The following is a 15,099-nucleotide window of genomic DNA, read 5'->3' on the forward strand; positions in this document are numbered from 1 at the left end:
TATTTATTCGCACAAATTGCGCAGGGGAGATGCACAATGTTTTATGGCTTTGATGTCGGTGGTACTAAGATAGAATTTGCGGCTTTCAATCACAATTTGCAGCGCGTTGCTTCCGAGCGAGTTGCTACCCCCACTCATGATTACGCAAAGCTGGTGGAGACATTGGCCGGCTTAGTGGACAAATACGATGCGCAGTTTGCAGAGCAAGGCCAAATAGGCTTTGGGTTACCTGGCATGGAAAACGCCACAGATAATACCATTTTAACGGTGAATGTTCCTGCAGCTAAGGGCAAACCCTTACGTGCGGATCTGGAAGCTCGTATTGGCCGCAGTGTTAAAATTGAAAACGATGCCAACTGTTTTGCTCTTTCAGAAGCGTGGGATGACGATCTTAAAGATGAAACATCGGTCATGGGGCTGATTTTAGGCACCGGATTTGGTGGTGGAATCATACATGAAGGCAAGGTGTTTTCGGGGCGAAATCATGTTGCAGGTGAAGTAGGGCATACGCGTTTACCGATTGATGCTTGGTTTCATTTGGGCGAGAACGCGCCGTTATTAGATTGCGGCTGTGGCAAAAAAGGCTGTTTGGATAGTTACTTATCCGGTCGTGGATTTGAGCTTATCTATGCCCATTACTTTAATGAAACGAAGAAGGCTCAGGATATCATTGCCGCTTTCTATGAGGGTGAAGAGAAAGCCACCCAACATGTGGAGCGCTTTATGGAGCTACTTGCCATTTGTTTAGCCAATCTTTTCACGGCCTACGATCCACATGTAGTGGCGTTGGGCGGAGGCTTATCCAACTTTGCTTTGATTTATGAAGAAATGCCCAAACGTATTCCAAAGTACTTACTGCCCGTTGCGCAGTGTCCGAAAATCATAAAAGCGAAACACGGTGACTCTGGAGGCGTACGTGGTGCGGCCTTTCTTAATCTCGCTTAATCCGTTTAATAGGAATCAGTGGCACATGGTGTGCCACTCTTTTTTTATTAATACCTAACTTTGCAAGTACCATCATTTCACTTCTTGTTTACCTGCGCTCATTATTTCAATCCATCGCCTTAAATTTATTGAGTTATCTTTCTTGGATTCTTGGTGAAAATTCACAGGAAAATACGCTCATTTACTTTATTAACCTTGTTGCATTTAAACAAAGTAAATGAATAAGGGAGACGAAAATGGTTTTACTTATAAGTGAGTTAATTTTTATTGGCTAATTTGTTGGTTTGAGGCGTTTATTTGTGACCTGGATGTAATATTGGGCTTAATATCGGTAAAAACATACAAATTGTTAGTGTATTTTGCTATAAATCACGCTTCAAATTTTCATGCCTGCTAAGACGCAGTGAACAGGGGAATCATTAAATGAGACTTGCACATAAACGTAAAGTGCAGATGAAATTGCAAAAGCGTAGCAAAGTAAACGTGAGCAATACTTTATCTAGTCAAGAGTCAACTCAAGCAAAAGAGACGCAAGTAGTTGCGGCTGCGGCTGTTGAAGTGAAAGTAGAGAAGGCAGCTGAAGCCACAGTTTCAACCGTTGCATTGACACCTAAGCAACAACAGGTACTTGATATTGTTTTAGCTAATGTTGAAGGCATTAACTCTAAAAGCATCGGTCTTGCCGCAGGTCAAGATGAATCCAAAGCCGCTTCATGGGCAACGGGGGCTCTTAAGAAATTACTTACTGAGTCGCTTGTGCAAAAAGAGCAGCTTTCAGGAAACAAAGTGATCTATAAGCCTGTTTAATAGGCAGTCATAGCCTAATTATACGAAGTGCTAAATCAAATAATGCCCCGTTCAGCGGGGCATTATTGTTGGTAAAGGATGATAAACTTGCCGCTACTGTTTATTTATACAGTGGGTCGTGTTTAGGCAATAAAAAAGGACCTAAAGGCCCTTTTGCTACGTTTTAGAGACTACTTTTTGCCAATGGGTCTATTTTCTTTGGCTTTTAAAGTGATCTTACCAAAACCGAGCTTTTTGAAATAATTATCTCGATAGTCACGAGCGGCTTTAGTGTCCGAAACCGCCTCAATTTGTTGTTCCATTTTCAAAAACTCTTTAATGTCTAACCCTTCTGCGTCCGCCACTGCTTCATGAATGGTGCGGTATTGCTGATAGGAAAACAGCAGTTCTTTTTGTTCAGTTTTGTATACGTATAGTATTGTTCTAGCCATTATATTCTCTGTGTGTGTCCTTGCTGTCGCAAGAATTAAATCATTTGTGTATTGACCGCTATGCGTGGTGGTGTGATGCCATTCTTTTTAAATTCTTTCATCACTCGCAGGGTAATGTCTGTTTCAAACAGTTTCTCATATCCTGTGTCTACAACATAGGCTTTACAGGTTAATTGTATCGCAAGATAGTTGTCTGTAATGGTTTGTTTTACCAAAACCACCACAGGTTTTGGCAGGTGAATGTAACGGCTAGAAGAGGCCGCTTCTTGAATTAAGTTACGCGCTAAATCAATGTCTTGATCCATGCCCACAAAGAAGGGGATCACCACTTGCATATCCAGTGCCCCATAGTTGCCACTGACGGTCACCTCATTCAAAAATTTGTTATTAGGGATAGTAATAATGTCATCGTTTAAGGTGCGCATGCGCACTGAGCGTAAACCGATAGTGATGATATCCCCGTAGTTGCCTTCAAACGTGACGCGGTCACCAACCTGAAACGGCCGGTCAATCATGACCGTAAGGCCGGCAATAAAGGATGCCGCCAAATCTTTTAATGCGAAACCCACAGATACCGCCAGTGTACCGCCAATAAGTGCTAGGATATGGTCATTGATACGAAAGCTGATCATAAACACCACAATACCGGAGGTAATGTAGATGAAGAATTGCAAAAAGGATTGTGCTTTTTGCAGGATCATTCGGTACTGCACAAACTGAGTACTGACGCTGGCTACAATGGAGTCAATAAAGCGCAGCAACAGCCATGTACAGGCGATGATCAGCAAGGAGAACAGCACGCCCCCCCAGCGAACAAGGCTGGCAAAGTCTTGAATAGCGGCCACATCTGGCACTTCCTCAATAGCAAAAGAGAAACTACTAAAGCACAGGGTTGAAACAAGTAATAAAATTCTTAGCATATTATTTTACCAGTAGGTGCTGACGGTGAAGTACATTGGTCACGTGTCGATACCAGTGATCAGAGATTTTTGCTTTATCTTCATTCCAGTCGATGTAACCACGACTTTGGAAGTAGCGCAGGGTGCCCAATACTTCGGCATGGCTGAGTTGGGTACATTCTGAAAGGGCTTCTTGGCTTGCCACTTCTAATTGCACGATAGAGCGCAGTACGGCTAACATAGGTTTGGGCATTTTCTCTAACTCTTCTGACTCAGGCGCTCTAAACAGACGCACCACCACACTGTCATCCTCTTTGTTACGACGTAACGACAAGCGGAAGAAACGCAATGCCACCGTTGGATTACCATCAGCATAGTGCCACAGGATGCGATAGAAACCGTTTTTAGCGCGGTCTTCTTCACTAATGGCGTCGTGATCCCATTGTTTGGGAACCACTAAGCCTTCAAAAGAGACGTGATATTCAGGGCTTTGGTTAATGCGAGACTCTAACAATTGCGCCACTTGAGATTCGTTCCAGTTTGGTAAAAATGAGACCCAATCAAACAGTAAACGTTCGCCACGAGCTCTATCTACAAAGCGCCAGCTGGATTTTTCTATGGCCAATACCGCTCGGTGATTCTTTTTAGAGCGGCGCAAAAGGTTGGTGAATTTTAATAGACCACTTAACCCGCCGACCATAGGTTTTACTAGGCGCTGTCCGTTATCAAGCGCAATGAGGTAGTTCACATTACTTTTTCTTAGTAAATTGAGGATCTGAATTTCCCCAGCGTGACGCTCCAAGCCTAACTGCTGGGCAAACTCTTCAATTAACTCAGGGTAACCGGCATAAGGGCAGTTCAAGTAGATAGGCGTGGCATTTTTTACTTTAAACAGTAACTGTTTTAAAAAGGTAGTGGTCCCAATACCGCGCTCACCCGATATAACACACACCGCTGGGCTGTTGGTTAAAACGTAGCGTGATATCTGCTTAAACTCATTATTGGCATAGTTGATTAAGGTACTATCTTCATGACCTGGCGTGATGTACTTAAAGGCTTGATCCCCTTTGACTCTCACAAAATTTTGCGACAATAATTCGTTCTCATTTTGTTTTGCCACTTCGATTTTAAATAGATAAGCCAGCCCCTGACTGAAGAAAGTATATTGGGATAATTTATTCACTATGATGGACTGAATGGTGGCGGTAATTATCCATACAATGCCTAACACGGTCGCTAAGATATTAAATATAAAGGTGTGTTGGTTTTTCTCAGCCCAAGTTACCCACAGTGGTTTGTCTGGGATTGAGGCGATACGACGAAACACCAAAGGACGCCATTTGCGCAATATCTTTAAGGTGATCAACACAAACCAGAAGAACACCACACTAGAAATCCAATAATAAATGGTGCCTTTACCCACCATGCGCTGTGAAATTTGTAAGATCACGCCAACAAAAATAAAGCTCCACACATACCAACGAATGGTGGATAAACGCAGTGCAATGATCTCTTTGCCCGACGCTCGACTGTTACGATAGGCAAACTCTAAAATAAAGCTAATGGCAATAGAGCCACCGAGAATCCACCATGTAAATATTTCCAATACAATAAGTTGGCTAAGACTTGGAATGGAAGAGAGCACTTGCAGTGAGAGCGTTATCGCAATTAAAACGGCTATGGCTCTATTGGCCCGGCTGATGTACCAAATGAGGCGAATCCATAATGGCGGTCGAGTGTTGCTCTCCAGTTGGGCTTTTTTGAATCCCTCAATAAAGCGTTTGCTATTGGCTAGCCACCAAGTGAGCGCTAAATAGATAAATAACACCTTACATACTGCCCATATAAGAGGCACGGGGGAAATAAAGATGTCTTTGATTAAGGATTTAAAGCTGCGGATCTGTAAGTGAACTAAGAATTCGCCATTGAGGCGGGTAATATACCACTCTTGTTGAAACTGAATCACGCCAGATGGACCAAACCCTGTCACCAATTCACTGGTAGAACGACTGGCGAGTTTAATGAGATCTTCTTTGCTTTTACCCAAACTTCTCAAGGTTAACCAACTGCGCTCAGCGCTGTTCCAGTTATCATCACTGCTGTCATGGCGATAACTGTCTATTTCTTTGGCAAACTGATCGGCGTGTTGACGCTGCTCATTGATGACAGCTTGAAGCAGTTGATTGACTTTTTCTTTGTCGCTACGATCCATAAATAACGCTTCGGGAAGCGTATTAATCTCGGTAGCGATTTTGATAGCAACCTCGTCTATTTGAGGTTCATCAGACAGTTTATATTCCCAATTGGCATAGGCGCTGAAAGAAAATAGCGCCAATAGAAGGGGAAGGAAAAAGAGTTTAGCTCTCATGATGCTCACTTGTTGGTTTGATTCCTTGCAAAGTTTAGTGCAGACGCGCCGTTAAACGAAATTTTTTTGATGAAAAACATTGAATTAGATGCAATATATTTAAATTAGAGATGTGAGCTATATCTCTTTATTTGTCCGGTGTATGGGTGCTAATCTCTATTAACAATTCTTTAGCAATTGCAGTAGGCATCTTGATGACATTTTCATATAACAACATAGTCATATTAACAGGCGCGGGTATTTCCGCAGAATCCGGTATCCAAACGTTTCGTGCACAAGATGGTTTGTGGGAAAATCATCGTATTGAAGATGTGGCCACTCCTGAGGGATTTGCTAAAGATCCTGCCTTAGTACAGACGTTCTACAATCAACGCCGACAAAACCTGCAGTCAGAGTCCATTCGGCCCAATGCCGCGCATATTGCCTTGGCTCGCTTAGAGGCGGAACTTGCGGGGAGCGTGACGGTAGTGACACAAAACATAGATAATCTGCATGAGCGCGGAGGCAGTCACAATATTGTGCACATGCATGGTGAGTTGCTTAAATCGAGATGCAGTGAATCCGGCCAAGTGATTGAACAGTTGACGGACTTACAGGTGGGGGAATTGTGCCATTGTTGCCAAATGCCACAGCCCTTACGTCCACACATTGTTTGGTTTGGGGAAATGCCACTGCAAATGGATAAAATCTATTCGGCCATTGAACAAGCGGATTTGTTTATTTCCATAGGCACATCAGGTGTCGTTTATCCCGCAGCAGGCTTTGTGCATGATGCTCGATTGCATGGGGCACATACCATAGAGATTAATTTACAACCTAGCGCCGTGCAGAGTGAGTTTGCGGAAAAACGCTATGGACCAGCCAGCATTGAAGTGCCTAAATTGGTCGATGAATTACTGGCTTGATAGCGATTAAAGCGTTAAGGGCTACTCTTTAATCTTTTGTATTACTTGGCAATAATTGGATTAAGCCTTGGCTTTTGACCAAATAGCTCTCCATTTCGACCTTTAATTTCTACCGCAAACGCTTCTGAGCTGCTATTAACCAAAACATACTGATACTCTAAGTGATCATGTATGTATGACTTAGTTAATGAGTCGAGCTTCAGTTCGCCATTAGCAAACAGCGGAAAATCCGTTGTTTTAAGCGATGGGATAACCAGTCTATTAGCAACGTACACACAAAATAGGTCGCCACTTAATCTCCCTGTAGCATGGCTATGGAGGCGAGTAATGAGACCGTATTTTTTTTTGTGTAGATTTTTCTCTATTTCTCTGCCAGACATACCACAATAAAACAGCTCATCTCCATTCCATATGGCGTAAATGCCAGCGGCGACTTTAGGGATAGTATTATTGGGCCAATCTGAAAATTTATATCTCTCTGAAAATTGCATATTTGATTTAATCTTTAATGGTTTCATGGGCATTATATGACTAGAGCATCCTTCTGACCTCATAGACACACTTATTGTGCATCATAAACACAGTGGATCATAAAGGTTTGGTTCAAAATAAAGACATATTTTTACTTGGATCTACTGCGCACTTATTAACAACTATTGTTGTATCTCATCGAGGATGCGTTGCTGTTTAAGGCGAGTGGCGGGTGAGTTTAACTTAAAATGGCCACCAGCAATCACTTCACTGGGTAATCGCTGTAGAAAGGGGCTTTGTGTGCTCTGGCCGACCGTGGAAGGTGTCAGTCCGGTGGTTAATGCTAAGCTTGTTTGAATTGGCGCACTGAGTAAGTAATTAATGAGTTGTAATGCCGCTTGCTGAGAATGACTGTGCTGCATGATAGATAAGGCAAACAGATCAAGTACTGCGCCTTCCATTGGCCACACTAAAGTGATGTCCGCATTTTCTAAATTTCCCCGATAAACCCTATCATTACTTAAGGTACCGACGACCACTTGTCCTGATAAAAAGTGCGTTTCCGGTTGTGACTTGGAAAAGAAAGCGACATTGGTCTTTTTATCGAGTAACCACTGCTTTGCTTTCTGCAATTGTTGTGAGTTGGCATTGTTTACAGGGTAGCCCAGTTCAATTAATGCGATGCTCACCAGAGTTTGAGCATCATCCATAATCAGCAGTTGCCCGGTCCATTGTTCATCATGTAGATCAGACCAGTGAGAAAATAAGGATGGGGAGAGCATTTTGGAGTTAGTGGCGATACCTATCCCTTGGATAAGTAAAGGCACTGAGTTGTTGATATATGGGCGTAACTCAGCAGTGTCTAGCACAGGGTTAATGCGTTCAATGTTGGGCAATTTGGTCGTGTCTATAGGTTTGAAATGGTCATTTAAGGCTGAGGTATCCGGGTATTGACTGTAGGGAAGTAACGCTATATCCACATCTTTAGGCTGAGTAAAGCCCTCATTGGTCAGGGCACTCATTGGGTAGGTATGCGTTGTGACGACAACGCCTGTTTGTTGGGTAAATTGCTGTAACACGGCATCGGAGATCGTATTGCTCGGTAAATAAATACTGAGGTTTTGCACAGGCTTTGTGGCGCTGGGCACGGGATGTTTTGCTATCACACTTACAGAGCAAAATGTAATGAAGACAATGAAACCGAGCTGCATGAAACTAAAAAATGGGCGCATATTCGTCTAATGTTAGAGTTATCTAAAATACCGAAGCGTAAAAGTATACCAGAGGTGCAATGGATTGCACTTAAACGCGGCGCTTAAATGAAAAGAGCCAGAAGAGTTGCTTGAAAATCCAACAAGTTTGCATGTGTAGAGCACAATTTTCAAATGGCTACTCTCTTTAGTGATATTAAGCACTGGGTTTAGACTATGCCAATACGGTCTTTTGCAGGTATACTTGCGCCAGATCATTTTCTATTAAAGGCAAGGACCTAGAGAATCAATGAGTAACCCGAAAGAGAAAAACTTTAACTTAGGTGGCAGTATTGAAAAGGCCTTAACTGGTGACTTTGAACTGAAACCTGTCAGTGTCATTCGTGAAGCGTGGCAACTGACTTTACGCCATTTTCTCTCTTTTTCTCCGGCTGTGATTGTATTAATTGCCATTCAAGTGGTCATTTTTTTGCTAGCGTTAAAATTTCAAGTGGGTGACATCACTTCTATTTTAGCTATGTTCCAACAGCCAGATAAGTTAGACCCTGCCATTTTCCAGTCGATATTTGTGGCCAATTTTAGCTATGAAGTGGTTGCTGCGCCCATTTATGCTGGTGTGGCGTTGATGGCAATGTGTCATGCTGCTGGCTTGAACACTCAAACTAATCAAATTACCAAAGGGTTACCTTTTATGGTGCCTATTATTTTGGTGACTATGCTTAATTTGGTCTCACAAGCGTTTGCGGGGGCGATTTTTCCGCTATTGTCCATTTACTTATCTTTAGCATTCAGTAATGCGCTGTTGCTAGTGTGTGAGAAACGCTTAACCCCAATCAATGCGCTGTGGACTTCGCTGCGTGCGGTCAACAAACGTCTTTTCTCTATCGCAATAGTGTATCTAGTTACTATGCTGGCCTTTGTGGCAGGAATGATGATGTATGGCATTGGCTTGGTGATTGCGGTTCCATTTTTCTTTCATGCTAAAGGGATCATTTATCGCAACATGTTTGGCGTACGCTTGCAGGTGGTAGGCGGTCCTTCATCCTCTAATGAGGAACCAAGCGGTGATGAGCAAAACCGTGATGACTCCGAGCATCCTCGTCCGCCCACCTCTGGTGGTTCTAACACCTTTGATGCATAGGATGGCTTATATGAGACGTGGCATGATGGCTAGCGCATTGTTGCTGATGGGGTTATGTAGCTCTGTTTATGCTCAAGAGTATCGCTTTACTTACAGTAAATTGTACCCACCGTTAAAGCACAACTTAGACGCTGAGCATAGTGATGTTAAGGTAGGCTTGTTCTTTACTAATTTTGCCACAAAGCAACCTTGTGCTATTGACAAAGCATGGATGGAAAAAGAACAACATTTTGAAAACTTATCCATTAGTGATAACGGTGAAGTGAATATTCCATTAGATAGCAATTTAAGAAGTGCTAACCCTTTGCTGTATGTTCACACTCAACAAGATGCCCGTTGTGACTATTCATTGGTTGTACTGACGAAAAACCCGTTACAGGGTACTGTAGATTATGCCGAAATAGAGCAGGTGACTGAGCAAATGACCACTATGTTAGGGCAATTAGGTGGGATGTTTTCCAGTTGGTTTGCCCCTGATGTTATTGGCGTGACTTTGGAGTTTAAAGGCAATCAAGTTAGCCACATTCCGTTGTCGGATGGACGTTTTATTTCTGTCAATAAGCAAGGTAAAGCGTTGCTCAAGCTATCTGATTTATCTCAGGGTGTGACCGCGCAATTAGATGTGCCAACACAACGCGTGATGCCTTATATTCAAAAATAAAGACAATGCTTGTGATTCACCCCATAGACAGAGTTTATACCGCTAAACTCTGTCTTATTATTTGTTGGTAAACTTATTTATCCCTTCTACATCAAAGCAAAGCTCGTTTAACCGTAAACTTATCATACAAATATTTAATCAAACGCAAAAAGCCCGTATAATCCTCGCCCCTAACTGCTAAGTTAAAATTACGTTGTTACGATAAGTACTGTGAGCAAGCAATGAGTCAAACTGATACAAGAAAAGAGATACTTGAGCTGAATAAGCTTCAAAAACGCCTAAGAAGAAATGTAGGAAATGCCATTATTGATTACAACATGATCGAAGACGGTGATGTGGTCATGGCGTGCATCAGTGGCGGCAAAGATTCTTTTGCTATGCTGGATATCCTATTGCAATTACAAAAAGCGGCGCCAATTAAGTTTGACGTTGTGGCCGTTAACTTAGATCAAAAACAGCCAGGCTTTCCAGAGCATATATTGCCAGAGTACTTTCAAACATTACAGATACCGTATTATATCGTCGATAAAGATACCTATTCGGTTGTAAAAGAAAAAATCCCAGAAGGCAAAACCACTTGCGGTTTGTGTTCACGCTTGCGTCGTGGCACTTTGTATTCTTTTGCTGAAAAAATTGGTGCCACTAAAATCGCGTTAGGGCATCATATGGACGACATAGTAGAAACCCTGTTCTTAAACATGTTCCATGGCGCACGTTTAAAAGCCATGCCACCAAAGTTGCGCTCAGATGATGGACGTAATGTGGTGATCCGACCGCTAACCTATTGCCGTGAAAAAGATCTCATCACTTATGCTGAGCATAAGGAATTTCCGATTATTCCGTGCAACTTGTGTGGATCTCAAGAAAAGCTGGAAAGGAAATCCATTAAATCCATGTTGATTGAATGGGATAAAAAGACCCCAGGCCGAGTTGAGCGTGTGTTTAAATCCATACAAAACGTTAGCCCAAGTCAGCTGGCGGATAAAGAGATATTTGACTTTGTTCACTTACCTTTAGATAGAGAGGGCGAGAGAGAAGAGTATCAATTTAATGAAGCGACGGTATCTTCAACAAACATTGCAGATAATATTGATGAGTCACTGTTTATCGACGTAACGCACGTTTAAACAGAGCGATAACTGACCTAGGCACCAATCACATCAATGTGAGTGACCAGAAGTAGTGCCTAGGTGATGAAGCTAACCTTGATGCTGAGCCATCAAGATAGGGTCAAATTGTATTTTACTAAATGGTCCATCCACTTTACCGGATAACTCTAACCCTTGTTCAGGAAAGGTTCCGGCCGCTTGTGGTTGATAAGTGGTGACCAAATCGTTTCTTACCCCAAATACCGTATCTTGATCTAAGTAAGGATCATCATCAGGGAACACTTCGGTCACTAGAGAGCGAAAACCTTCTGCAGAGACAATGTAATGTAAATGAGAAGGTCTCCAAGGGTGGCGTCCTGTGGCATTAAGCAACTTGCCTACTGGGCCATCACTGGGAACGGTATAACAAACCGGTCGTACTGTTGTAAATGCATAGCGACCTTGTTGGTCAGTAGTAAATACCCCATGAAAGCTATTAATATCTTGTTGTTCGTCTTGGGATGAATACAAGCCATTGGGCGCAGTTTGCCAAATGTCGACACTGGCCAATGGGATGGGGTTGCCTGATGTATCACGAACCACACCTTCAACTAACACCACTTCACCGCTGAAGTCGCCCTTGAAATCAGCGCCAAAAGCTCTAGGTGGTGCGTTGGAAATGTGAAAAGGACCTAGCACACTGGAGCTGGTGGCTTCGGGGGTTGAATGGATCATATCGACCAATGAAGAGACACCCAAAACGTCAGAAAGCAGCACAAATTCATTTCTTTCCTCTGTGGTAATATCTCCGGTCCATTGCAACATCTTTAGTGCATATTGCCATTCATCATGAGTGAGTTTGGTCTCTTTGACAAAACTGTGTAGATGATGAGCAAGGCTGCTCATCAACTGCTTAACACGCGGGTCCGTGTCATCACCAAAGTAACCGGTGAAGGTCTCAGTAATATTTTCTGCTGTAACATTACGCATATGACATCCTTTTAGTTCAAAATTCCGATGCTAAGAGAGGGATAGCAAATCAATAAAATCAGTACCATGAGCATCACGCCAGCAAAGGGCAGTGCGCCCATAAACACGTCTTTAAGTGCGATTCTGTCGTCATCAATACTGGACTTAATGACAAAGCAACTGATGCCCAGTGGCGGGGTCAATAAGCCGATTTCCGCACCTACCACAGTAACAATGCCAAACCATACAAGACTCATTCCCATAGGCTCGATTAAGGGTAAAAACAACGGCACAACGATAAGAATGATGGATGCGGTGTCTAGTAAGGTACCTAAAAACAGCATTAGGGCGACATAAATCACCATAGTGATCACCAGCCCTAATTGGTTTTGTTCGAGTATCTGCGCTAATTCGTTAGGTAAGCCTGCAATTCCCAACATGCGGCTATAAATGGAGGCGGCGGTAATTAAAAATAAGATTGAAGCGGTGATGTGGCCCGTTTCAATTAACGCTTCCCAGAAAATTTTGAGGGTCATGCGTTTGCGGGCAAAGGCAATGAGCAAACCGCACGCGGCACCCGCAGCGCCGGCTTCTACTGGTGTTAACCAACCGCTGTAAATTCCCCCTAGCACAATTAAGATTAAGCCCAGTAAAGGGGCCGTTTTGTCAAACACTTGCTTAAATGGCATCCATTCATATTCGTCGGCGGGTCTGCCACCGACATAATCACTGGCAAAGCGTCCCATAAACCAGATAGAACCAATATAGGCAAAAGTGAGTAAGATCCCCGGGACAACACCGGCTAAAAACATATCACCTACCGATTGCTCGGCAACAAAGGAGTAGATAATTAACATAGCTGACGGAGGGATAATCATCCCTAACACGGACGATCCAGCCACTACACCAACAGCAAACCTTGGGTTATAGCCGTACTTTAGCATTTGAGGCACAGAGACTTTAGAAAACACCGATGCCGAAGCGATGGAAGAGCCGGTAACAGCAGCAAAGACCCCATTAGCCCCAACGGTGGCCATGCCTATGCCGCCTTTTACGTTTCTAAACCCTGAGCTCATCACTTGGTAAATGTCGGCGCCCATTCCGGCTTTGGCCACCACCAGTCCCATAAAGGTAAATAGTGGCACAGTGGCAAAGGTGTATTCCATAACACTGTCGGAAATGGCCACTTTTAATAGGTTAATGGAGAGCTCGAAGTTATCACGCAGTAACCAAATGGAAATGATGGAGACCATACTTAATGCAACAGGGATATAGATACCTATGTAGACACAAACAATAATCGCGACAACAGAGATGGATCCAATTTCTATGGGGCTCATGTTTCCTCACTGGACTTGTTGGTTGATGAGTGAGGCTTAGAGGACGGCCCCATTTTGTGCGAAAGGTGCCAGTCATGACCTAACACCACTTTAAAAAGCAGTACCGACACACACAAAACCGAGCTGAGTAAAATGATCAGCTTTATTGGCCACCATGGGGCAGTAAAGACACCAGGAACGCCGAAGTAGTCTTGTGTTTCATGCATTTCAAGAAATTCAGGCCAAATGGCATAGGCAATTAAGGCCATTAATATGGCGGAGATAATATCAATGACTTTTCTTAGAGTGACAGCCACTTTAGGGTGGTGTTTGTCTAAATAGAGTAGGAAGCCATCGGAGCGAGTCAGTCTATTCACTCGCATCACATCCGGCAGTTGCAAAAAGACGATTAACACCATAGAAAATTGCACCACTTCAACCGCCCCCATAAAGGGGCGATTAAATACCCCTCTTGCAATTACGTCATAATCCACCACAAGCACCAAAGCGAGAACGACTAAGGTCCCTATGCTATTAGCTAAAACGGCAACCCAATTAGTGACACAAGCCATGGGTCTGATCAGACGGATAAAAAAGTGAGACATTAACTAAGCTCCAAGTAGCGAAGTAGACGGATTGCTTTGGTTGTACCAGTCGTACTAAATAACTGTTCATTCTAGCGGGTTAAAATACTCGATAACTGGGTTATCATTTTTGATTGTAGGATAACTACTTATCGAAAAATTTCGCCTTGTGTTCGAGCATTTTTCCTGCGCTATTTCTAACAGTTACTTAGTGTGATGGGGTTTATTTTGTCCAATCTCGTACAGGGGTGGCACCACTGGCCTTGAGTTTATCAATATAGGCTTGCAGCATTTCACTACCGGGTTCACCTCGGCTATTTAATGTTTTTGCCCATTCTTTAGCTATATTAGGCATGAGTTCTGCCCACTCTTTTCGCGCTTCAGGGCTGATAGTTATGATGGTGCCGCCCGCTTCAACAAATTGTTGGCGACTGGCTTCAGCCCGCTGCATAGCAATGGTTGCCACATGATCTCTATATTCAATAGCCACGTCACTAAGGGCCGTTTTGACCTCATCGGGTAAGGATTTCCAGTATCTTTGATTTACGGTTACCGTCTTAGTATTCACTGCACCAAAGTTTATTTCTGCCATATAGGGAGCCACTTCAACCACTTTGAAAGTACTGGCTGCCTCGGGCCATAACATGGCGTGATCCACTAAACCTGTATTGAGCATGTTATAAAAATCCGTTAATCCACCACGCACGCCAGCAGCCCCGTCAATGCCTTCTATGTACCTTAAATTGGTTCCGGCCCCCGCAATTTTAGTGCCTTGTAAGTCACTGGCTTTGTGTACCGGTTTCTTGCTGTAAAGTTGGTAGGTGTTGAGTACCACTCCTGTGGCTAAATACACTTGCTTCTGTTTAGCAAACTCCTTTTGCATGCTTGGGTATTCTTTGGCGATTTCGTCTACCGCTTTTGCCACCACACGTGCATCATTGGATATAAAAGGGGTAGCAGCAGATAACGATTGACTCGGTAGCTTAGAATTATGAAAAATGGTCGTCACTATACCAATGTCTCCCAAGCCTAACTTAATGCCTTCTAATACGCCTTTGGGTTTAACAATGGATCCGCCATAGGATTGTTGCCAATCCATTTTGTAGTTCCCAGTTTTAGCCAGACGTTTATCCACCTCAGGAATAAAAAATTCAGAAAATTCATGTACCCACATAGCTTTTGCAGGGTAGCCATCAATCACAACCGCTTTGATGGTTTGTGTGGCAAAGACAGGCATTGATAGCAAGCTAGCTAATGTGAATCCCACACTGTGTTGGACGAATTTTTTAGTCAGTAACAT

At 43.2% G+C, this 15,099-nt stretch carries 15 protein-coding genes; 6 read left to right on the forward strand and 9 right to left on the reverse strand.

Annotation, left to right across the window (positions count from 1 at the left end):
- Positions 1 to 36 precede the first annotated feature (36 nt).
- Positions 37 to 945: an N-acetylglucosamine kinase gene (gene nagK, locus OCU56_RS06325; RefSeq protein WP_261874670.1), complete on the forward strand. Its 909-nt coding sequence runs from the start codon at positions 37 to 39 to the stop codon at positions 943 to 945.
- 423 nt (positions 946 to 1,368) lie between these two features.
- Positions 1,369 to 1,752 carry a MarR family transcriptional regulator gene (locus OCU56_RS06330; RefSeq protein WP_261874671.1) on the forward strand — a complete coding sequence of 128 codons (384 nt, stop codon included), beginning with the start codon at positions 1,369 to 1,371 and terminating at the stop codon, positions 1,750 to 1,752.
- 170 nt (positions 1,753 to 1,922) lie between these two features.
- Here OCU56_RS06330 and OCU56_RS06335 read toward each other — a convergent pair whose 3' ends face one another.
- The 3 genes from OCU56_RS06335 to OCU56_RS06345 are packed head-to-tail and all read right to left on the reverse strand — an operon-like array spanning position 1,923 to position 5,450.
- The gene (locus OCU56_RS06335) at positions 1,923 to 2,183 is read right to left on the reverse strand and encodes a DUF2960 domain-containing protein (RefSeq protein ID WP_261874672.1); all 261 of its coding nucleotides are present in this window, start codon (positions 2,181 to 2,183) and stop codon (positions 1,923 to 1,925) included.
- A 35-nt stretch (positions 2,184 to 2,218) separates the two neighbouring features.
- Entirely contained in the window at positions 2,219 to 3,103 is an 885-nt protein-coding gene (locus OCU56_RS06340; RefSeq protein WP_261874673.1) for a mechanosensitive ion channel family protein, read from the reverse strand.
- A 1-nt stretch (position 3,104) separates the two neighbouring features.
- Complete coding sequence (locus OCU56_RS06345) at positions 3,105 to 5,450, reverse strand: ATP-binding protein (protein WP_261874674.1); 2,346 nt, start codon at positions 5,448 to 5,450, stop codon at positions 3,105 to 3,107.
- A gap of 194 nt (positions 5,451 to 5,644) precedes the next feature.
- Between OCU56_RS06345 and cobB the strand changes: the two genes are divergently transcribed.
- Entirely contained in the window at positions 5,645 to 6,355 is a 711-nt protein-coding gene (gene cobB, locus OCU56_RS06350; protein WP_261874675.1) for a Sir2 family NAD+-dependent deacetylase, read from the forward strand.
- A 41-nt stretch (positions 6,356 to 6,396) separates the two neighbouring features.
- Here cobB and OCU56_RS06355 read toward each other — a convergent pair whose 3' ends face one another.
- Both OCU56_RS06355 and OCU56_RS06360 read right to left on the reverse strand, forming a co-directional pair.
- Positions 6,397 to 6,846: a hypothetical protein gene (locus OCU56_RS06355; RefSeq protein ID WP_261874676.1), complete on the reverse strand. Its 450-nt coding sequence runs from the start codon at positions 6,844 to 6,846 to the stop codon at positions 6,397 to 6,399.
- A gap of 162 nt (positions 6,847 to 7,008) precedes the next feature.
- Positions 7,009 to 7,974: an ABC transporter substrate-binding protein gene (locus OCU56_RS06360; RefSeq protein WP_261874677.1), complete on the reverse strand. Its 966-nt coding sequence runs from the start codon at positions 7,972 to 7,974 to the stop codon at positions 7,009 to 7,011.
- Between the two features lie 352 nt (positions 7,975 to 8,326).
- On the opposite strand from OCU56_RS06360, the gene OCU56_RS06365 reads away from it, so the two are divergent.
- From OCU56_RS06365 to ttcA, 3 genes are all read left to right on the forward strand, one after another.
- Entirely contained in the window at positions 8,327 to 9,178 is an 852-nt protein-coding gene (locus OCU56_RS06365) for a DUF2189 domain-containing protein (RefSeq protein ID WP_261874678.1), read from the forward strand.
- Positions 9,179 to 9,188: 10 nt separating this feature from the next.
- On the forward strand, positions 9,189 to 9,839 hold the full coding sequence (locus OCU56_RS06370) for a DUF2987 domain-containing protein (protein WP_261874679.1): 651 nt from the start codon (positions 9,189 to 9,191) through the stop codon (positions 9,837 to 9,839).
- Positions 9,840 to 10,060: 221 nt separating this feature from the next.
- Positions 10,061 to 10,966, forward strand: coding sequence for a tRNA 2-thiocytidine(32) synthetase TtcA (gene ttcA / locus OCU56_RS06375; RefSeq protein ID WP_261874680.1), 906 nt, complete (start codon positions 10,061 to 10,063; stop codon positions 10,964 to 10,966).
- A 72-nt stretch (positions 10,967 to 11,038) separates the two neighbouring features.
- On the opposite strand, the gene OCU56_RS06380 is transcribed toward ttcA, so the two are convergent.
- From OCU56_RS06380 to OCU56_RS06395, 4 genes are all read right to left on the reverse strand, one after another.
- Positions 11,039 to 11,917 carry a dioxygenase family protein gene (locus OCU56_RS06380; RefSeq protein ID WP_261874681.1) on the reverse strand — a complete coding sequence of 293 codons (879 nt, stop codon included), beginning with the start codon at positions 11,915 to 11,917 and terminating at the stop codon, positions 11,039 to 11,041.
- 11 nt (positions 11,918 to 11,928) lie between these two features.
- Entirely contained in the window at positions 11,929 to 13,236 is a 1,308-nt protein-coding gene (locus OCU56_RS06385) for a TRAP transporter large permease (protein WP_261874682.1), read from the reverse strand.
- Positions 13,233 to 13,820 (reverse strand): TRAP transporter small permease subunit, encoded by a 588-nt coding sequence (locus OCU56_RS06390; protein WP_261874683.1) that lies wholly within the window; start codon positions 13,818 to 13,820, stop codon positions 13,233 to 13,235. Before OCU56_RS06390 ends, OCU56_RS06385 begins: the two co-directional genes overlap by 4 nt.
- 202 nt (positions 13,821 to 14,022) lie before the next feature.
- Positions 14,023 to 15,099, reverse strand: coding sequence for a C4-dicarboxylate TRAP transporter substrate-binding protein (locus OCU56_RS06395; RefSeq protein WP_261874684.1), 1,077 nt, complete (start codon positions 15,097 to 15,099; stop codon positions 14,023 to 14,025).

It is taken from the genome of Vibrio rarus (assembly GCF_024347075.1).
Taxonomy (GTDB): domain Bacteria; phylum Pseudomonadota; class Gammaproteobacteria; order Enterobacterales; family Vibrionaceae; genus Vibrio; species Vibrio rarus.